This window comes from Gordonia sp. LMA484, assembly GCF_058129505.1.
Window position 1 is genome coordinate 1,364,149 of sequence record NZ_CM176700.1, and the last position, 17,912, is coordinate 1,382,060.

General features: G+C 67.7%; 18 protein-coding genes and 1 pseudogene. 13 read left to right on the top strand and 6 right to left on the bottom strand.

The window, feature by feature from the left end; all coding sequences use genetic code 11:
• Positions 1 to 110: 110 nt before the first annotated feature.
• Genes AC4AMJ_RS05770 through AC4AMJ_RS05785 form a run of 4 tightly spaced genes read left to right on the top strand, consistent with a single transcriptional unit; the run spans position 111 to position 3,551 of the window.
• On the top strand, positions 111 to 1,217 hold the full coding sequence (locus tag AC4AMJ_RS05770) for an N-acetylmuramoyl-L-alanine amidase family protein (protein WP_489917497.1): 1,107 nt from the start codon (positions 111 to 113) through the stop codon (positions 1,215 to 1,217).
• 45 nt (positions 1,218 to 1,262) lie between these two features.
• Positions 1,263 to 2,198 carry an SDR family oxidoreductase gene (locus tag AC4AMJ_RS05775; protein WP_489917498.1) on the top strand — a complete coding sequence of 312 codons (936 nt, stop codon included), beginning with the start codon at positions 1,263 to 1,265 and terminating at the stop codon, positions 2,196 to 2,198.
• Positions 2,195 to 2,968 (top strand): fructosamine kinase family protein, encoded by a 774-nt coding sequence (locus AC4AMJ_RS05780; protein ID WP_489896502.1) that lies wholly within the window; start codon positions 2,195 to 2,197, stop codon positions 2,966 to 2,968. Before AC4AMJ_RS05775 ends, AC4AMJ_RS05780 begins: the two co-directional genes overlap by 4 nt.
• A gap of 16 nt (positions 2,969 to 2,984) precedes the next feature.
• Positions 2,985 to 3,551: a nucleosidase gene (locus AC4AMJ_RS05785; RefSeq protein ID WP_489900978.1), complete on the top strand. Its 567-nt coding sequence runs from the start codon at positions 2,985 to 2,987 to the stop codon at positions 3,549 to 3,551.
• Positions 3,552 to 3,596: 45 nt separating this feature from the next.
• Here AC4AMJ_RS05785 and AC4AMJ_RS05790 read toward each other — a convergent pair whose 3' ends face one another.
• The 4 genes from AC4AMJ_RS05790 to AC4AMJ_RS05805 are packed head-to-tail and all read right to left on the bottom strand — an operon-like array spanning position 3,597 to position 8,192.
• A complete protein-coding gene (locus tag AC4AMJ_RS05790; protein WP_489917499.1) occupies positions 3,597 to 4,595 on the bottom strand; it encodes a DUF6542 domain-containing protein in 999 nt (332 codons plus the stop codon).
• A gap of 34 nt (positions 4,596 to 4,629) precedes the next feature.
• Entirely contained in the window at positions 4,630 to 5,835 is a 1,206-nt protein-coding gene (locus tag AC4AMJ_RS05795; RefSeq protein WP_489896500.1) for a DNA recombination protein RmuC, read from the bottom strand.
• 57 nt (positions 5,836 to 5,892) lie between these two features.
• The gene (locus AC4AMJ_RS05800) at positions 5,893 to 6,492 is read right to left on the bottom strand and encodes a methylated-DNA--[protein]-cysteine S-methyltransferase (RefSeq protein WP_489917500.1); all 600 of its coding nucleotides are present in this window, start codon (positions 6,490 to 6,492) and stop codon (positions 5,893 to 5,895) included.
• Positions 6,489 to 8,192, bottom strand: coding sequence for a DNA-3-methyladenine glycosylase 2 family protein (locus tag AC4AMJ_RS05805; protein ID WP_489917501.1), 1,704 nt, complete (start codon positions 8,190 to 8,192; stop codon positions 6,489 to 6,491). The genes AC4AMJ_RS05800 and AC4AMJ_RS05805 overlap by 4 nt, the downstream gene beginning before the upstream one ends.
• A gap of 122 nt (positions 8,193 to 8,314) precedes the next feature.
• Between AC4AMJ_RS05805 and AC4AMJ_RS05810 the strand changes: the two genes are divergently transcribed.
• From AC4AMJ_RS05810 to AC4AMJ_RS05850, 9 genes and pseudogenes are all read left to right on the top strand, one after another.
• On the top strand, positions 8,315 to 8,632 hold the full coding sequence (locus AC4AMJ_RS05810; protein WP_489896497.1) for a hypothetical protein: 318 nt from the start codon (positions 8,315 to 8,317) through the stop codon (positions 8,630 to 8,632).
• Positions 8,633 to 8,820: 188 nt separating this feature from the next.
• Positions 8,821 to 9,984, top strand: a complete 1,164-nt coding sequence (locus AC4AMJ_RS05815; RefSeq protein ID WP_489900976.1) for an AI-2E family transporter — start codon at positions 8,821 to 8,823, stop codon at positions 9,982 to 9,984.
• A gap of 312 nt (positions 9,985 to 10,296) precedes the next feature.
• Entirely contained in the window at positions 10,297 to 11,376 is a 1,080-nt protein-coding gene (gene ychF, locus AC4AMJ_RS05820) for a redox-regulated ATPase YchF (protein ID WP_489896496.1), read from the top strand.
• A 68-nt stretch (positions 11,377 to 11,444) separates the two neighbouring features.
• Positions 11,445 to 11,756 (top strand): HigA family addiction module antitoxin, encoded by a 312-nt coding sequence (locus AC4AMJ_RS05825; RefSeq protein ID WP_489896495.1) that lies wholly within the window; start codon positions 11,445 to 11,447, stop codon positions 11,754 to 11,756.
• The gene (locus tag AC4AMJ_RS05830) at positions 11,753 to 12,040 is read left to right on the top strand and encodes a putative quinol monooxygenase (protein ID WP_489896494.1); all 288 of its coding nucleotides are present in this window, start codon (positions 11,753 to 11,755) and stop codon (positions 12,038 to 12,040) included. Before AC4AMJ_RS05825 ends, AC4AMJ_RS05830 begins: the two co-directional genes overlap by 4 nt.
• Positions 12,041 to 12,128: 88 nt before the next feature.
• Positions 12,129 to 12,491, top strand: a pseudogene (locus AC4AMJ_RS05835) (iron-sulfur cluster-binding protein); the annotation flags it as partial.
• Positions 12,492 to 12,652: 161 nt separating this feature from the next.
• Positions 12,653 to 13,426 carry an NADH-quinone oxidoreductase subunit B family protein gene (locus tag AC4AMJ_RS05840; protein ID WP_489917502.1) on the top strand — a complete coding sequence of 258 codons (774 nt, stop codon included), beginning with the start codon at positions 12,653 to 12,655 and terminating at the stop codon, positions 13,424 to 13,426.
• On the top strand, positions 13,410 to 14,702 hold the full coding sequence (locus AC4AMJ_RS05845) for a Ni/Fe hydrogenase subunit alpha (protein WP_489917503.1): 1,293 nt from the start codon (positions 13,410 to 13,412) through the stop codon (positions 14,700 to 14,702). Before AC4AMJ_RS05840 ends, AC4AMJ_RS05845 begins: the two co-directional genes overlap by 17 nt.
• Positions 14,699 to 15,154 carry a hydrogenase maturation protease gene (locus tag AC4AMJ_RS05850; RefSeq protein ID WP_489917504.1) on the top strand — a complete coding sequence of 152 codons (456 nt, stop codon included), beginning with the start codon at positions 14,699 to 14,701 and terminating at the stop codon, positions 15,152 to 15,154. The genes AC4AMJ_RS05845 and AC4AMJ_RS05850 overlap by 4 nt, the downstream gene beginning before the upstream one ends.
• A 174-nt stretch (positions 15,155 to 15,328) precedes the next feature.
• Here AC4AMJ_RS05850 and AC4AMJ_RS05855 read toward each other — a convergent pair whose 3' ends face one another.
• The gene (locus tag AC4AMJ_RS05855; protein WP_489917505.1) at positions 15,329 to 16,936 is read right to left on the bottom strand and encodes an ABC transporter permease; all 1,608 of its coding nucleotides are present in this window, start codon (positions 16,934 to 16,936) and stop codon (positions 15,329 to 15,331) included.
• Positions 16,937 to 16,941: 5 nt separating this feature from the next.
• Positions 16,942 to 17,868, bottom strand: coding sequence for an ABC transporter ATP-binding protein (locus AC4AMJ_RS05860; protein WP_489917506.1), 927 nt, complete (start codon positions 17,866 to 17,868; stop codon positions 16,942 to 16,944).
• Between the last annotated feature and the right edge of the window lie 44 nt (positions 17,869 to 17,912).

Genomic DNA, 17,912 nt, shown 5'->3' on the forward strand with positions numbered 1-17,912 from the left:
ATCGGCGGCCTGTTTCACTTGTTACGAATGTGACTAATGTGGCCAGTGTTGCATCTTGGAAGGGAGTGTGGCGCCAGAGCCGGCCTGCGGTCGGCGGCGCCCGATGTGTGATGACCCAACGACGCATGATGACCGGTCGGCGACGGATGGTGGTCGCGGCGATCGCCGCTGCTGCTCTGACCCTCGGCTCGGTGACGATGACCACGATCTCGGCGCCCGGCGCCTTCGCGGCGCCGGCCCCGGCAGGCAACACCCTCGCCGGAAAGACGGTGTTCCTGGACCCGGGCCACCAGGGCAGTTCCGCAGGCCATGACCTGAACGCCCAGGTACCGGACGGGCGCGGGGGAAAGAAGCCGTGCCAGACCAGCGGCGCCACCGCAGTGAACGGTGCCAAGGAACACACGGTCAACTGGCAGATCACCCAACTCGTCAAGGCCGGACTGGAGAGTCAGGGCGCGCGGGTGGTGCTCAGCAGGCCCGACGACACCGGCTGGGGCGGCTGTATCGACCAGCGTGCCGCGGCGGCGAGCCGGTCGGGTGCCGCGGTCGCGGTGAGCGTCCACGCCGATTCGACGGCCGCCGGTGCCGACGCGTCGAAGAAGGGCTTCCACATGATCGTGCCGGCGCTGCCGGTGCCCGACGCGACGGTCAATCAGGTCCAGGGTGGTGAGGGGCGCAAGGCATCGACGACGATGCGGGACTCCTTCGTCAAGGCCGGATTCCCCGAGGCCAACTACGCCGGTGTGAGGGACGGGCTGCAGACCCGCTCGGACATCGCGGCGGTGAACCTCACCAAGGTGCCCGCGGTCTTCATCGAGATGGGCAACCTGTCCAACCCGGCCGAGGCCGCCGCGCTGTCCGGCAAGGACGGCCAGTTGAAGTACGCGATGGCGATCACGGACGGGATCATGAACTACGTCCGTGGTCCGGCGCCCGCCCCCAACGCCGTCACGCCCAACAGCAACACCCCCAACAGCAACACCCCCAACAGCAACACCGGAGCCCCGCCCACCACCACGACTCCGGCCCCCGACGGTGACGGCGACCAGGGGTTGTCGATCGTGATCCCGTTCGTCCAGCAGTTGCTGGCCACCGAGGACCCCGCGGCGATCGTGCAATTGCTGCTCGGTCAGGGACAGGATGTGTCGGCCCAGGTGTTGAAGGCGATGTTGACGGTGGTCTACGGGCTGTTCGGCGGCAAGTTGCCGATCGGCTGATCGCGTCTTCGGTCGGCTGGGGCCGCAGGCAACTAGGGTGGGGCCATGGGCCTCAAGGATCTGATCCTGATGAAGACGCCGGTACCCACCCTCCGCGGCCGCACGGTTCTGATCACCGGTGCGGCGAGCGGGATCGGTCGGGCCACCGCGGTCGCCGCGGCGCGCGACGGTGCTCAACTGGTGCTGACCGACGTCCGTGGCGACGCCCTCGACGCGGTGGTGGCCGACATCAACGGATCGGGCGGCGAGGTGGTCTATCACCAGGCCGGTGACATCTCCGACTACGAGTGGGTTCGCTCTTTCTCGAATCAGGTCGATGCCGAGGTCGGTGTGATGGATGTGGTGATGAACATCGCCGGCATCTCGGCGTGGGGGACCGTCGAGAACCTCGAGCACCGACATTGGCGGTCCATGGTCGAGGTGAATCTGATGGGCCCGATCCATGTGATCGAATGCTTCGTGCCGCAGATGATCCGTCGGGGTCAGGGCGGTCAGTTGGTGAACGTGTCGTCGGCGGCGGGCCTGCTGGCCTTCCCCCGGCATGCGGCGTACAGCGCCAGCAAGTTCGGTGTCCGCGGCGTGTCGGAGGTGTTGCGGTTCGATCTTCGCCGCCACGGGATCGGCGTCACGCTGGTCTGCCCCGGAGGTGTGGACACCCCGCTGGTCGACACCGTGGACATCGTCGGCGTGAACCGCGACGACCCGCGCGTCAAAGCGCAGATCGCGCAGTTCCACAAGGTGGCGGTGACCCCGGAGAAAGCCGCGGCCGCGATCCTCACCGGCGTCCGCAAGAACCACTTTCTCGTCTACACGTCCTTCGATGTCCGCTTCGGATACTGGTGGGCGCGCAAGTTCGCGCTGCCGTACGAGATCGCGATGCGGGTCGCCAATGACCAGTTCGACCGCCTGGCGCGCGCCACCACACGGTCGTCTCCCCACACCAGCGACACACCAGACGGTCACGACGTCACGCACGGATGACCCCGACCTTCCGTAAGCAGCGGCGCGACGTCGATCCGGACTTCTTCCGTGCCGAGGCGGCAGGTCTGCGCTGGCTGCGCGACGGAGGTGGCCCGGTCGTCGAGGTGATCGACGTCGGCGACGACTTCATCGAACTGGAGAGACTTTCGTCGGCACGGCCGTCGGCCGAGGCCGCACACGACTTCGGTGTGGCGCTGGCCCGGATGCATGATTCCGGTGCCGCCGGCTTCGGGAGTCGGCCCGATGGCCACGCGGGCAAGCAGTACATCGGTGAACGCGGCCTGAGTTCGACCGTCCATGAGAGCTGGGGAGAGTTCTACGCGGCCGAACGCGTGCTGCCGTACCTCGGACCGGCCATCGATGCGGGAAATCTGGGCACCGCCGACGCTGCGGCGACGCGCCAAGCATGTGCGCTCATCGCGGACGGGGTCTTCGACGACGGGGCGGCCCCGGCGCGCATCCACGGCGACCTCTGGAGCGGCAACGTCCTGTGGACGCCGGGCGGGGTCGTTCTCATCGACCCGGCGGCCCACGGCGGTCATCGGGAGACCGACCTGGCCATGCTCGAGCTGTTCGGCTGTCCGCTGCTGGCCGAGATCGTCGTCGCCTACGAATCCGAGCACCCGCTGCCGCCAGGCCGGGACGAGCGCATCCCGGTCCATCAGCTGCATCCCCTGGCCGTGCATGCCGCCGGGCACGGACCGTCCTATGGTGCGGCGCTGGGTCGCGCAGCGAGGGCCTGTCTCGCGCTGGCCGAGCGTGGGCGCTAACTTCTGTGGCGTGAGAATCGATCGATCGGCCCTGATCGTGGCCGCGACTCGTGCCGAGGCCCGCTACCTACCGGCCGATGCCCGCGTGCTGATCACCGGCATCGGCAAGGTTCGTGCCGCGACGGCCCTGACACAAGCGCTCTGCGACGCCCGGCACGGGGTGACCGAACCGATCAGTTGTGTGGTGAATGTGGGCACGGCAGGCGCACTCCATGATCATCACTCCGGCATCTTTCTGCCGTCGGCGGTCATCGAACACGACATCAGCAGTTCCGCGCTGCGGTCCATGGGATATCCGGTCGTCGACCGTTGGGAGCTGCCCGACGGCGACGGCACCGTATTGGCCTCCGGCGACACCTTCGTCGCAGATCCGGCCCGGCGCGCCACGCTCGGGGGGTACGCCGACCTCGTCGACATGGAGGGATGTGCGATCGCTCATGTCAGCGCCGAATTCGGTATCGCCTGTCGCATGGTGAAGATCGTCAGCGACTCGGCGGACGAGCGTGCGATGGATTGGCCATCGCTGGTGGATACCTGTGCGCGGCAGCTGGGAGAGTGGTTCGACGGAGTTCCGGTCGGCTGATCCCGCTTCGCCGTCGGTCCGAACCCGGTCGGCTTGACCACCCGATCACGCCCGGTTGCGTGACCTGATCGACTGGTAGCTGGGCGTTGCCACCTTGCGTGCGACCGATTCGTAACGGTCATGGTCGACGGCCGACGAGGGTGTGGCCCGTCGTGCCCCGCCGGCCGGTGCACCGGCGTCGGCGGAGGGTGTGGGGGCCGTGACCGGGCGAGACGGCTGATCGATCGCGTCGATCTGCTCGCCCGCACCGGCGCGGTAGACAGCGCCGGCGGTGGAGCGGCGACGTGTCGGCGGCGCAGCGGTCGCGGTGCCGCTGTCTTCTTTCGGCCGTTTCGTCGGCGTTCGGCGCGGCGGCGATCCATCGGCGGAGGTCGGCGTGTCCGGTCGTTCGGCGGCCGACGTCGGTCGAGGGCCCGGCTTTGCTCCACGTGCTGTTTTCTTGGCCGTCGTGGGCGCGGCGGCGCTCTCGGAATCGCCGGCCTTGGCCTTCACCCCGGTGGCGGACGGTCCCGGTTTGGCCATGCCCGGCTTGGATGTGCCCGGTTTGGAGCCGTTCTTCATCGCGGCCTTCTTGGCCGGGGCCGCAGCTCGCCTCGACCCGACACCGGACGGCGTGCGGGTCAGGTACCAGCGTGCGAGCACCAGGCCCAGCGTCACGACGAAGGTCAACGCCATCCACGGGAAGTCGTTGGCGATCGGCAGCAGGACCTTGAAGATCAGGCTCTTGAGGCCGGACGATGCCTGATCCGCGTTGAGTCCGTAGAGCGCGATGACGCCGACGAGGAACGCGATCAAAGGGGGCTGAGCTGCGGCGGTGAAGAGAGCGCGACGGCGGACGGCCAATGCAGCCGCCACACATCCGACCAGGTAGCAGAACTTGAACACGGCACCGAGTGAGTCGGAGTTGCTCGCGTCGATCGCCGCACCTATCCCGGTGATCACCGTGGCCACCAGCACCGCGCCCCACCAGGGAACACCGCGGACCGTCGGCAGCACGGACTGCTGATCCAGCGGCACCGCTGAACGCTGTTGGGCAGAAGACACATCTAGACGGTACCGGGTGATCCGTCGATTTCCGTTAACCGCCGGGTGATGTTGCCCATTGTCCGTCGTCGACGACATCGTCACTGGTCCGAATGCCTCCGGCCGTACGGACCGTGATGTCGATCGGCGTGGCCGTCGTGTGTTCTGGCTCACCCTGCAGCGCATCCAGTTCGGCCAGCTTGCGTGCGGTGACCCCCACCCGTGCATCGACTGCGCCGACAGTCGAGTTGAACGACTCGACCGCACGTCGCAAAGACCCACCCAGCCGGTCGAGATGTCCGAGGACGCCGCCGAGGCGATGGTGGAGTTCGGTCCCGAGCTGATGAATGACCGCCGCGTCGCGCGCCATGGCGTCATGGCGCCAGCCCAGCGCGACGGTGCGCAGCAGGGCGACGAGGGTTGCCGGTGTGGTCAGCACGATGTTCTTGGTGAACCCGAACTCGATCAGGTCCGAGTCGGCCCGCACCGCCCCTTCGAGGACCGGGTCGCTGGGGAGAAAGAGCACCACCATCTCCGGGGTGTTGTCGAAGGCCGACCAATACGCCTTCGACGACAGGTGAGTGATGTGCGCCCGAACCGCACGTGCATGGTCGGCCATCAGCCGCGCCGACGCCTCCGGGTCGTCGGATTCGATCGCGCCCAGGTAGGCGTGCAGCGGAACCTTTGCATCCACGATGATGTCCCGGCCGCCGGCAAGGTGCACGACCATGTCCGGACGGACCGTCCCGGACGCGCCCTCCGCGGTGACCTGCGTCGAGAAGTCGCAGTGGCGCGACATCCCGGCGAGCTCGACGACCCGTTCGAGCTGCAGTTCGCCCCACCGGCCCCGCACCTGCGGGGTGTGCAGCGCATTGGTCAGCTGCCGCGTCTGGTCGTTGAGTTGCGCCGACATCTGATGCATTCCGCGCACCTGTTCGCTCAGCCCGGCGTAGGCGCTGACCCGGTGATGCTCGGTGCGGCGCAACTCTTCGGACAGCTGGGTCAGTACCCCACGCAGCGGGTCGACGATGTGGGCGACCTGCGAGCCGATGGCCGTCGACTGCCGGCGGGCCGCGTCCTCGGTGGCCGAGGACAACGACCGCGCGGCCATCTCATGGGCGGCACGCATGGCGTCCCGTTCGGCGCGGGCGGCCGCGACCGTCGCGGCGACCCGCGACGCATGCGCGAGCCAGCCGATGACGAGTCCGACCGCCAGGCCGGCGATCACGGCGATGAGCACTGAGATGTTCATGGGCGTCATCGTGCTCGACGGGTACGACAACAGATCGTCACCCGACCGCCGGTCGGTCGATGCCGGTCAGTCGGGCCGATGGCCTTCCCGGTCGAGCAGCGACTGCTTGATCGGCAGACCGTAACGGAACCCGCCGAGCGACCCGTCGCTGCGCAGCACACGGTGGCACGGCACGAACAGAGCTGCTGCGTTACGTGAACACGCTGACGCCGCCCCGCGCACGGCCGCCGGGTTGCCCGACAGGGCGGCGAACTCGGTGTAGGTGACCGGGTCACCCGGCGTCACCGTCCGCAGAGTCGACCACGCGCGTTCGAGGAACGGGCCCGAGCGCTGGCGGACGGCGACCGAGTCGACGGCCGAGAACATGCCTTCGTAGTAGGACTCGACCGCTGCCCGGATCGACTCGAGCCCGGAGGTCTGCGCGACGCTGTCGGGCCGGAGGGACGGGTGGACGAGGGCGGTCAGGTAGTCCGGATCATCGGTCCAGCCGGATGCGAGGACCTGCTCAGTGCTGTCCGCGATGACGGTGAAGGTCCCGTCGGGTGTGTGCACCGACGTCCACTGGGCCGCAGCACCCGCGGTCGGTGAGGTGGACGCGGAGGTTGTGCTCGCCGGGGTCGCGATGGTGGCGGCGGAGGTTGCCGGGGTGGAGATGGTGGATGTCATCGTGCTCCTTCTGCAGGCTCGCCGCTGTGTTCGCGACGAGATGAGGTCGATCGCGTGATGGGCGATCGTGGTGATGGGGCCCGCGTGGAATGCTTCGTCGACATCGGCTCGATCGGAATCTCGTCGACCAGTATGGCCTCGGTCTCCGACAACCGATGACGCCACAGATGCATGGACGCGTACGAGCGCCACGGCGACCACGCAACCGATGCCGAAGCGAGGTCGATGCCCAGGTCGGCGGCGGCCCGGGCCACCACCAGATCCCGGTCGAGCATGATGTCCGGGTCACCGGTGACCCTCATCGCCACGTAGTCGGCGGTCCACTGGCCGACACCCGCCAGGGAGCGCAGATCGGCGCGCAAGGCCGACGCATCACAACCCGCGTGCATCTCCACGCTGCCGTCGGCGAGCGCACCTGCGGCGGAGATGATCGCGTCGATCCGCCGCTGCGGCCCGGTGAGGACCCGGTGACCGTGTTCGGCGATGGTTGCCGGGTCGGGGAACAGCTTCCATCCCCTCGCCGTGGCGCCGGGACCCGCATCCTCGGTGCCGATGTGGCCGGGGTCCGGGATGGGATGCCACGGCGCCGGACGACCGAGTTCGGCCACGAGTCGGCTGACGTGATGGCGGGCGGCCTTCACGCTGATCTGCTGGCCGATCATGGTCCGGATGAGCGTCTCGGAGGGGTCCATCGTCCCGGGGACGCGCAGGCCCGGGGCGCGCGCGACGAGCGGTGCCAGAGCCGGGTCGGCGGCGAGTGCGGCGTCGGTGCTCACCGGGTCGGCGTCGAGGTCGAGCAGTCGGCGCACGCGGTTGACCGCGACCCCCAGGTCACGCATGTCGAGGTGCGCGATACGGGCGGTGACATGTCCCCGTGTCGGTTCGACGGTCACCAGGGCCGGTCCGTGTGGAAGGGCGACGGTGCGTCGATAACGCCAGCCGCCCGGGGTGTCCGTGTCGTCCACGCGCTCGGTGCCCTCGACCGCGTGTGCGGCGAGGAACCAGTGCAGCCAGCGGTGGTCGAGTGGGTGCCGGTGCGCGAGGCGGAGCGTGACCTCGCCGAGCGCGCCGCCGGACTCGGATGGCGCAGCGCGAGCAGGTTTTGATCTCGAGGGTGACGGAAGGGTGCGCAGCCGGGTCGGCGTCGTGCCGAAGATCTCCCTGATCGTGTCGTTGAATTGGCGAATACTTCGGAACCCGGCGGCGAAGGCGATCTCGGCCATCGGCATCGACGTGCACTGGATCAGCACGCGCGCGGTGCCCGCGCGGTGGGCCCGCGCCAACGCCAGAGGGCCGGCGCCGAGGTGGTCGGTCAGTACCCGGTTGAGATGTCGCGGGGTGTAGCCGAGTTGCCCGGCCAGTCCTTCGACACCATCACGCTGCACCACACCGTCGGCGATCAACCGCATGGCCCGCGACGAGAGGTCGGCGCCGGTGTTCCAGAGCGGAGAACCCGGAACGGCGTCCGGTGAGCACCGTCGGCAGGCCCGGAAGCCTTGTTGCTGGGCGGCGGCCGCGGTGAGCACGAAGTGCAGGTTCTGCGGACGGGGAGTCTGGGCGGGACACGATGGCCGGCAGTAGATCCCGGTGGTGTGCACGGCGACGAAGAACTGGCCGTCGAATCGGGTGTCGCGGGACGACACGGCGCGATAGCAGCGGTCGAAGTCGAGCGAGTCGGTGGTGTCGCGAGCGATGGTCACCCCTCCACTGTGGCATCAGGACCGAGGGATTCCTGGCGGAAATCGGACATCTCCGGGAAGGTGGTTCACGCGAATCGCCGAACGGAGTGACGCAGATTACATTTCCTGGCAACATGTTCGTCATGAACACACCGTTCGGTGGCCGTCAACGAGGACGGAACCACGAACTGCCGCTGTCGGAGTACCCCGCCTGGGCGCTCGAGATCATGATGGGTCTGTACGGACCCGAGACGATCGAGGGTGCCTGTATCCACGATCGGGCCGTCACCTCGCTCACATCCCCGTCGGTCGGCGAAGGTCGGAAAGTTGTCGCGCCCGTGCCCGCGGCGGAGACTCCGCCGGCGGCCCCGACGGGCGAACCACTGTCGCCCATCGTCGTGGAACTCGAGGCCATCAACGAACTCGTCAAGTACGTGGAGCGCAAGCTGAAGCGTCATTAGCCGCTCCATCAGCGCAGCCGAGGCGTCATCGACGCTCGCGGCACGGATACGCGATGCGTCAGATCCCGCGACACATGCGGTGAATGTGTGACGATCTGAGCGTGACTGATCAATCGGGCGTGCCCGGCATCCCGGACGTGTCGGACTCCTCCGGGTCCGCGAATGAGACGACCGGATTTCCGACTCGCATGCAGGTGGTGCTCGCGGGCTTGCGATCCTCCTCGATCGTCAGCCTTCAGCTCGTGTTGGTCGTCGCGGCCGTCTGGGTGGTGCTGTGGGTACTCGGCAAATTCTGGGTCGTCCTGCTGCCCGCGGTTGTCGCGATCATCGCGTGCACGGTGTTGTGGCCACCGGTGCGGTGGATGCGCAATCGAGGCGTCCCGGCGGCGGCGGCGTCGCTGGTGATGATGTTGATCGGGATCGGCGCGGTGGCGGGAGTGATCAGTCTGATCGTGCCGTCGATCGTGCGGCAGGCGCCGGAACTGGCATCGCGCGCGACCGATGGCGTGCACACTTTGCAGGACTGGATTCAGGGCCCACCGCTCAATGTTCGGGATGAGCAACTCGACAACATCGTCGACACGGTCACCCAGAAGATGCAGTCGAGCGCATCCACGATCGCCGCAGGTGTGTTCAGTGGCGTCGGGACCGCGACGTCGATCGTGATCACGCTGTTCACCGCGCTGATCCTGGTGTTCTTCTTCCTCAAGGACGGGCCCAAGTTCGTTCCGTGGCTCGACCGCACCGTTGGTCGGCCGTCGGGAACCCACATCGGCGAGGTGCTGCTCCGGATGTGGAGCAGTCTCGGCGGCTTCATCCGGACGCAGGCGATCGTCAGCTTCGTCGATGCCAGCCTCATCGGCGCCGGGCTGTTCATCCTGAAAGTCCCGCTCGCCGGGGTCCTCGTGGTGATCACGTTTCTCGGCGGCTTCATCCCGATCGTCGGTGCGTTCGTCGCCGGTGCGCTTGCTGTCCTGATCGCGCTGGTGTCAAACGGACTGACCACCGCGCTCATCGTGCTCGGGATCATCATCGGCGTGCAGCAACTCGAGGGCAACGTATTGCAGCCGTGGCTGCAATCGAAGTCGATGGACCTGCACGCGGTCATCGTGTTGCTCTCGGTGACGCTCGGGGGCACGTTGTTCGGCATCACCGGCGCGTTCCTCGCGGTGCCCACCGCGGCCGCCATCGCCGTCGTGCTCCGCTACCTGAACGAACAGATCGCCGAGCGCGCCGGTGAGACACTGCCCGATCAGGGCACACCGGTGAGCGCGCATGCCGGCGGGGTCACCGACGACGAGCCGCCCGAGGGCGCCGATCCCTCGGCGGATCCGGGTACGTCGTCCGCCTGACCCGCCGAGAGAACCCGCGATCGCGCCGACAGAACCCGCGATCCCGCCGACAGAACCCGCGATCACGCCGACAGAACCCGCGATCGCGCCGACAGAACCCAGGATCACGCCGACAGAACCCAGGATCACGCCGACAGAACCCGCGATCACGCCGACAGAACCCGCGATCGCGCCGACAGAACCCAGGATCACGCCGAGAGAACCCAGGATCACGCCGAGAGAACCCAGGATCACGCCGAGAGAACCCTCCGTTTCGGCGTCAGGGCCGTGCGGCCGCCGCTCGGAACGCACCTGCCGATACACTGGACGCCCGTGAGTCTCACCCTCGGAATCGTCGGCCTTCCCAACGTCGGGAAGTCCACCCTCTTCAACGCGCTGACCCGCAACGACGTGCTGGCGGCCAACTACCCGTTCGCCACGATCGAGCCGAACATCGGCGTCGTCGAGCTGCCGGACACCCGCCTGAACCGCCTCGCCGAGATCTTCTCCAGCGAGCGAATCCTGCCGGCCACCGTGTCCTTCGTCGACATCGCCGGAATCGTCAAAGGTGCGTCCGAGGGGGAGGGGATGGGCAACCAGTTCCTCGCCAACATCCGCGAGGCCGACGCGATCTGCCAAGTGGTCCGCGTGTTCGCCGACGACGACGTGGTGCATGTCGACGGTCGCGTCGACCCGCTCTCCGACATCGGCGTGATCGAGACCGAGCTGATCCTCGCCGATCTGCAGACGATCGAGAAGGCCCTGCCGCGCCTGGAGAAGGACGCGCGCAAGAACAAGGATCTCGCCGAGACCGTCGCTGCGACGCACAAGGCGCAAGAGATCCTCAACTCCGGCAAAACCCTTTTCTCGCAAAAGGATTCGTTCGACCTCTCGGCGGTACGGGACTTGCACCTGATGACGGCGAAGCCGTTCCTCTACGTGTTCAACGCCGACGAATCGGTGCTCACCGACGAAGCCCGTAAGCAGGAGTTGCGTGACGCCATCGCGCCGGCCGACGCGGTGTTCCTCGACGCCAAGGTGGAGAGCGAGCTCCTCGAGCTCGACGAGGAGGATGCGCAGGAACTCCTCGACTCGATCGGGCAGACCGAGCCCGGGTTGCGGTCTCTCGCGCGCGCCGGTTTCCACACCCTGGGCCTGCAGACCTATCTGACCGCAGGTCCCAAGGAGTCGCGGGCGTGGACGATCCACCGCGGCGACACCGCCCCCAAGGCGGCCGGGGTGATCCACACCGACTTCGAGAAGGGCTTCATCAAGGCCGAGATCGTCTCGTTCGACGACCTCGACGCCAACGGTTCGATGGCCGCGGCAAAGGCGGCGGGCAAGGTCCGGATGGAGGGCAAGGACTACGTCATGGCCGACGGCGACGTGGTCGAGTTCCGGTTTAACGTATAGCGCTGTTAGCGCACCGCGTTAGGCTGGTTCGGTGATCAGTTACGTTCGGCGACAAGATCACCGGACGTATGTCTGATGCCACTGAAGGCGACGTGATCGAGCCGATCCACCCGGATGAAGTACTCATGGAGGACTTCATCGAGGGCTTCGGGATCACGGAGAACAAGCTCGCCGTTGCGATTGGTGTGCCGCCACGACGCATCAACGAGATCGTGCACGGCAATCGGGGGATCACGGCTGACACAGCCGTGCGGCTGGGCAAGTACGTCGGCACGTCCGCCGAGTGCTGGATGAATCCGCAGTCGCAGTACGAATTGCGGATCGCACGCCGTGCGTTGCGTGAGCAGCTTGATGCGATCTCGCCACCGGAGCCCGCATGACGGTCGAGGTCGTCGTTGGGGGACACCTGGTCTGCGCGAACGCCGACGAGGCCGACATTGTCGAACGGCTCCTGACGCGCCACGTCGACCTGACACGCGCCGAGCCGGGCTGCTTGTCCTTCGACGTCGACCGGACCGACGATCCGTTGGTGTGGCGGGTCGACGAGAAATTTGCCGACGAGGCTGCGTTCGCCTTCCACCAGCGGCGAGTCCTGGACAGTGAGTGGGGCCGCGCCACCGCCGGCATACAACGCCGGTACGCGATCACGATCGGCGAAGGCTGACGGCATCCGTGTCCCGCTCGCGCAATCCCGCGGAGTTGCGGACCCGCGAGGGTGCCAGCGGGCCATCGTCAGTTGTTGTCGACTCGCCAGTGAACTCTCGGTGTGGGTCACCGATTCCGATGTGGAGCTCGAGCTCACCATCGATCGCCCGGCCGCCGGGTGGACCGGATCGGTCGGGTTCGTGACCGATCCACTGCGGCGCCTGACACTCGACACCGACCGGACCACGGCACTGCTGTGCGGACCGGAGCCGATGATGCGCTTCGCCGCGAGAGTCCTTCTGGAGAAGGGTCTCCCGCAGAACGACGTACGGGTCTCGTTGGAGCGCAACATGCAGTGCGGTATCGGGCACTGCGGGCATTGTCAGCTGGGTGAGCTGTTGCTGTGTCGCGACGGGCCGGTTGTGCCGTACGCTGTCGCCCGCCCGCTGCTGGGAGTTCGGGAGCTCTAGTGGTGTGTCTCGGAAATAGGCGACTGGTCTCCGGCGTTCGATCGACGCCTGGCCGCGTTGTCGTCGGTCGAGATAGCGCCGCTATCACTCCCTCCTCCGCCTTGCCAGACGCCGATCGCTCCACCGGATACCGGCCACCTATTTCCGAGACACACCACGAGATGAACAGACCGACAGTGGCGGTGTGGAAGTTCGCCTCGTGTGACGGCTGCCAGCTCTCACTTCTGGACTGTGAGGACGAACTGCTGGCGCTGTCCGGCGCAGTGCGAATCGCCCACTTTCTCGAGATGTCCAGCGCCGTCGAGGACGGGCCGTACGATCTCTCACTCGTCGAGGGCTCGATCAGCACGGCCGCCGATGTCACACGCATCCACCGGGTCCGGGAGCAGTCACGAACGCTGGTCACGATCGGTGCCTGCGCGACCGCCGGAGGGGTGCAGGCATTGCGCAACTTCGGTGATTCCGCCGAGTTCGCCGCCGCCGTCTATGCCCACCCCGACTACATCGACTCGCTGGCCACCTCCACGCCGATCGCCGCGCACGTGCCCGTCGACTTCGAGTTGCGCGGCTGTCCGATCGACCGTGGACAGCTGCTCGAGGTGCTCACCGCGTTCCTGGCCGGGCGCAGGCCGAACATCCCGAACACGACGGTGTGTACCGAATGCAAGCGCCGCGGACTCACGTGCGTCATGGTCGCGCACGGCACACCGTGCCTGGGCCCGGTCACCCACGCCGGCTGCGGCGCGGTGTGCCCGGCCCAGTCCCGCGGCTGCTACGGGTGTTTCGGACCCGCGCCGGACCCCAACATCGCGTCATTGGCGGGTTGGCTCCGGGAGTCGGGGACCAGCGAGGCAACGATCGACGCGATGCTGGCGACATTCACCGTGGCAGCACCCGAGTTCGTCGAGGGGCGCCGGCATGGCCGAGCAGAATAGACGGCTGAGCCTGCGCGGGCTCGCGCGGGTCGAGGGCGAGGGCCGACTGCATGTCTCGGTCGGCGACGGGGTGGTCGAGCGGGTCGAGTTGAACATCTACGAACCGCCGCGCTTCTTCGAATCCCTTCTGCGCGGTCGGGATTTCCGCGAACCGCCCGACATCACGTCCCGTATCTGCGGGATCTGTCCGGTGGCCTATCAGGTGAGTGCCTGCAACGCGCTCGAACAGGCCTGCGGGGTCGAGCTGAGCGACCCGATACGCGGCCTGCGACGGCTCCTCTACTGCGGAGAATGGATTGCCAGCCACGCCCTGCACATTTATCTCCTGCATGCGCCCGACTTCCTCGGCTGCGCGGACGCGATCGAACTCGCACGACAGCAGCGGGGGGAGGTGGAACGCGGACTCGCCCTCAAGAAGGCCGGCAACGCGATCCTCGAGCAGGTGGGTGGTCGGCCCATCCATCCGGTCAACGTCCGCGTCGGAGGCTTCTATCGGGTGCCCACCCGATCCGAACTCGCCCCACTGGCCGAGCAGTTGCGCCGTGCGCTCGACGACGCGGTCGAGACCGTGGCGTGGGTGGCCGGTTTCGAATTCCCCGAAGCCCACGTCGATTGCGACCTGCTCGCCCTGCGCGGCGAACACCGATACCCGATCGAGGACGGCTCCATCGCCTCGACGGGCGGTGCGGCGTTCGCCGCCGCCGATTTCTCCGCGCACGTCACCGAGCATCAGGTCCACCACTCCACCGCGCTGCACGCCGCCCTCGACGGACACCGCTACCTCACCGGTCCGATCGCCAGGTACGCGCTGAACTCGGCTCTGCTACCGCCGGTGGCCCGGCAGGCCGCCGCCGATTCCGGGCTCGGCGATCAGTGGCGTAACCCATTTCGCAGCATCGTGATCCGCGGTATCGAGACCGTGTGCGCGATCGAGGAGGCGCTGCGCCTGATCGACGGCTATGAACGCCCCGAACGGCCGAGCGTCGAGGTGGAGCCCCGGGAGGCCGTCGGGCACGGGGTCAGCGAGGCGCCCCGCGGACTCCTGTACCACCGCTATTCGATCGGTGCCGACGGAGTGATCCGTGCGGCCGTCATCGTCCCGCCCACCGCGCAGAACCAGGCGGCGATCGAAGACGATGTGCGCGCGGCCGTGACGGCCGATCTCGCCCTCACCGATGCCGAACTGACCGATCTGTGCGAGCGCACCGTGCGCAACCACGATCCGTGCATCTCGTGTGCTGCGCACTTCCTGCAGACGACGATCGAGCGTCGATGACCGGCGTGCTGATCGGTGTCGGCAACACGTACCGCCGCGACGACGGGGTCGGTCCGGCCGTGGCACACGCGCTCGAGCCGTCGGCCCCGCCGGGGTGGCGCGTTCTGGAATCGAGTGGTGATGTCGGCGAACTGCTCGACGCGTGGTCGTCGGCGACGACGGCGTTGACGGTCGATTCGCTCGCCTGTGAACCATCGATGCCGGGGACCGTGCATCGTTTCGAGGCCGGCACGATCGGGGTCCGGGGTGGATCGACGAGTTCACACGGCCTCGGCCTCGCCGTGGCGTCACGCCTGGGCGAGGTGCTCGGGCGGGTGCCGCAGCGACACATTGTTTTCGCGATCGAAATCGCGGATACCACAGTGGGAGTCGGCTTCTCGCCGGACGTCGCGGCCGCGCTGCCCTCACTGGTGCGCGCGGTGCGAGCCGAGATGGTGATGCACACCTGGTGACCTGGACGCCGTGCCGTTCGGGCACGTGCCGTGATGGGAATGGCTGTAATCGTCCCCGAGATGTTGCTCCGAAGGATATCTCCCTCGGTCGGTGCTTGAGGGAGACGATTGTGGCTCCGCCGAGACAGGGCCCTCGCACAGCCGACGATGGTCAACTGGCCAGGCGGGACCGGGTCAGCACCCCACATCGCGTTGACGAAGGCCGGCGAACCCGGTGACTACCAGGGCGGCGGCGATGATCGTGATCGTCGCAAGGGGCGTCACCGTCGGACTCTCGAGCGGAGCCTGTGGCGTGTGGGCCAAGGGAGAGCCCTTCTCGATCCAGGTCGGCAACCGGAAGGATGCGGCGAAAAGAGTGATCACCACGCAGTAGCCGAAAGCGGTCCACGCGACGATCCCCGCGGCCCGCGGCATCCAGCCGAAGCCGAGCACCGCCACCCCGACGACTACCCACACCGCCGGCAGATACACCAGTGCCACCCCGGCCAATCGGATCGCCTGACCGGGATCGGAAATGCTGAGCCCGTAGGCAAGACCCTCGGCGAATCCGCCCACGGCCAGCAGAATTGCGCTCCCGCCCAGCGCCATCGCGACATGACCGGCCAGAAATGAACTGCGACTGTTGGCGGCCGCGATGACCGGGTCGGCCCGACCCGCCAACTCCTCCTTGCGCGCCCGCAGCGCGCTGTTCACCCCGTATCCGGTCGCGAGAAGTGCCGCGATCGCAAGACACAGGGCCAGATAGGCATTCACCGCGTCGGCCGCGCCGCCCGGCAGGTAGTCGCCGATCTGGGGATTGTTCTCGATGAACTCGGTGATGCTCTCGGCAAACGACCCGTATGCCGCCGACAGTGCGAAAACGCCGACGGCCCACGCGACCAGCGAGCCGCGCTGGGTTCGCCACGCCAGCCCCAGCGCCGAGCCCAGCATCCGGGTTGCGGTGGCCCGGCCTGCGCGGTAGCCGAGCAGGCCGGCGCCGAAGTCCCGGTGTTCCAAGAGTGCTGCCGCAGCAGCGACGCAGAGTGTGCCGCCGGCCAGCGGGAGCAACAGTGGCAGCCAGTGGTCGCCGACATACGGCCATGTGCGCTGGCCCCAACCGATCGGAGACAGCCACGACAATGTGCCGTCGCCCACGTCACCGGCGGCGCGCAACACATACGCGAGGCCGATCGTGGCGGTGACGGCACCGTAGACACTTCGCGGGTTCTCGAAGACCTGGGCGGCCACCGCGGTGACCCCGGCGAAGGCGAACCCGACTGCGGCGAGGGCCACTCCGAGTAGCAGCGAGCCTTCCACCGGCAGGCCGGTCGCGACGGCGGTGAGGAAGACGATCATGCCCGCCGCCACATCGGCCAGACCCGCGAGAGCCACCGCGGACACGAGCAGGGCACGGCGACCGACGCGCGCCGACCGGATCAGTTCGGCACGTCCGTTCTCCTCGTCGGACCGGGTTCGCCGGCCGACGAGGAACATGTTCATGAGGGCCAGAATGATCGCGATGTAGCCGAAGATCTCGAAGACGACCTCGCCGCCGACCGTGCCGAGCAGCTGCTCGGGCCCGCTCAAGGCGATCAGTGCCGGGCTGCCACCGACCGTCTGACGCAAGGCGGCCAGCTTTTCCGGACTGTCGTAGAGGCCCTGGCTGCCCAGCGACTGGAAGCCCAGCAAGAGCGCGGTACCGACCAGCCAGGCCGCCAATCCGACCCGCTCGCGCCGCAACCCGAATCTCAACAGCCAACCGGACCCGGTGGTGCTTTCCGACGGGTGGACGATCGAAGTCATGACGGTCATCTCGGTGTGCGCGCATCGTCGACGGTCGTGGGCGCCCACGTCGCTCCGTCGCGGTAGTGGCGTAGGAAGATGTCCTCCAGCGTCGGCGGCGAGCTCGTGAGATCACGCACGCCGAGCGCCGCGAGTGTCCGCATGATGTCCTCGAGTGCGACCGCGTCGGCGTCGAACCGGACGGTGTGTCCGTCCCGGACGAGGTTGTGCACGCCGGGCAATTCGTCGATCCCGGTCGGTTCCTGCCGCGTCTCGGCGGTGATCGCCACTCGGCTGAGATGACGCAGTTCGGCGAGAGTTCCGCTCTCCACGGTTGTGCCGAGCCGGATGATCGTCACCCGGTCGCATAGCGCCTCGACCTCGGCCAGGATGTGGCTCGACAACAGCACGGTCCGTCCGCGCGATCGTTCCTCGGCGACACAGCGCTGGAATTCCGCTTCCATCAGCGGGTCCAGTCCGGCAGTCGGCTCGTCGAGGAGCAACAGTTCGGCATCCGACGCCAGTGCGGCGATCAGAGCGACCTTCTGTCGATTGCCCTTCGAATAGGTGCGTGCCTTCTTCCGGGGATCCAGGTCGAAGCGTTCGAGGAGAGCGTCGCGGCGCTGCCGATCGGAGTCGCCGCGCAGACGGCCCATCAGATCGATCACCTCGCCGCCGGTGATGCCCGGCCAGAGACTGACCTCGCCGGGCACATACGCGAGTCGGCCGTGCAGTGACACCGCATCGCGCCAGGGATCGCTACCGAGCACCCGGATCGTGCCGCTGTCCGCACGCAGCAGCCCCAGCAGGACGCGGATCGTGGTTGTCTTACCCGAACCGTTCGGGCCGAGGAAACCGTGCACCTCTCCGGCGTGCACGGTGAGGTTCAGTCTGTCCAGGGCCCGGACATGCCCGAACGACTTGGTCAGTCCCGAGATCGAGATGGCGGCCACCTTTCCAGGGTCACCCAAACGCCGGCTGCGCGCGAGGGCCGAAT

Coding starts and splice junctions, on each gene's coding strand:
- AC4AMJ_RS05840 (WP_489917502.1), top strand. CDS start 12,653: ATGAACAGACCGACAGTGGCGGTGTGGAAGTTCGCCTCGTGTGACGGC.
- AC4AMJ_RS05770 (WP_489917497.1), top strand. CDS start 111: ATGACCCAACGACGCATGATGACCGGTCGGCGACGGATGGTGGTCGCG.
- AC4AMJ_RS05815 (WP_489900976.1), top strand. CDS start 8,821: ATGCAGGTGGTGCTCGCGGGCTTGCGATCCTCCTCGATCGTCAGCCTT.
- AC4AMJ_RS05810 (WP_489896497.1), top strand. CDS start 8,315: ATGAACACACCGTTCGGTGGCCGTCAACGAGGACGGAACCACGAACTG.
- AC4AMJ_RS05850 (WP_489917504.1), top strand. CDS start 14,699: ATGACCGGCGTGCTGATCGGTGTCGGCAACACGTACCGCCGCGACGAC.
- AC4AMJ_RS05845 (WP_489917503.1), top strand. CDS start 13,410: ATGGCCGAGCAGAATAGACGGCTGAGCCTGCGCGGGCTCGCGCGGGTC.
- AC4AMJ_RS05800 (WP_489917500.1), bottom strand. CDS start 6,492: ATGACATCCACCATCTCCACCCCGGCAACCTCCGCCGCCACCATCGCG.
- AC4AMJ_RS05855 (WP_489917505.1), bottom strand. CDS start 16,936: ATGACTTCGATCGTCCACCCGTCGGAAAGCACCACCGGGTCCGGTTGG.
- AC4AMJ_RS05780 (WP_489896502.1), top strand. CDS start 2,195: ATGACCCCGACCTTCCGTAAGCAGCGGCGCGACGTCGATCCGGACTTC.
- AC4AMJ_RS05795 (WP_489896500.1), bottom strand. CDS start 5,835: ATGACGCCCATGAACATCTCAGTGCTCATCGCCGTGATCGCCGGCCTG.
- AC4AMJ_RS05825 (WP_489896495.1), top strand. CDS start 11,445: ATGTCTGATGCCACTGAAGGCGACGTGATCGAGCCGATCCACCCGGAT.
- AC4AMJ_RS05830 (WP_489896494.1), top strand. CDS start 11,753: ATGACGGTCGAGGTCGTCGTTGGGGGACACCTGGTCTGCGCGAACGCC.
- AC4AMJ_RS05775 (WP_489917498.1), top strand. CDS start 1,263: ATGGGCCTCAAGGATCTGATCCTGATGAAGACGCCGGTACCCACCCTC.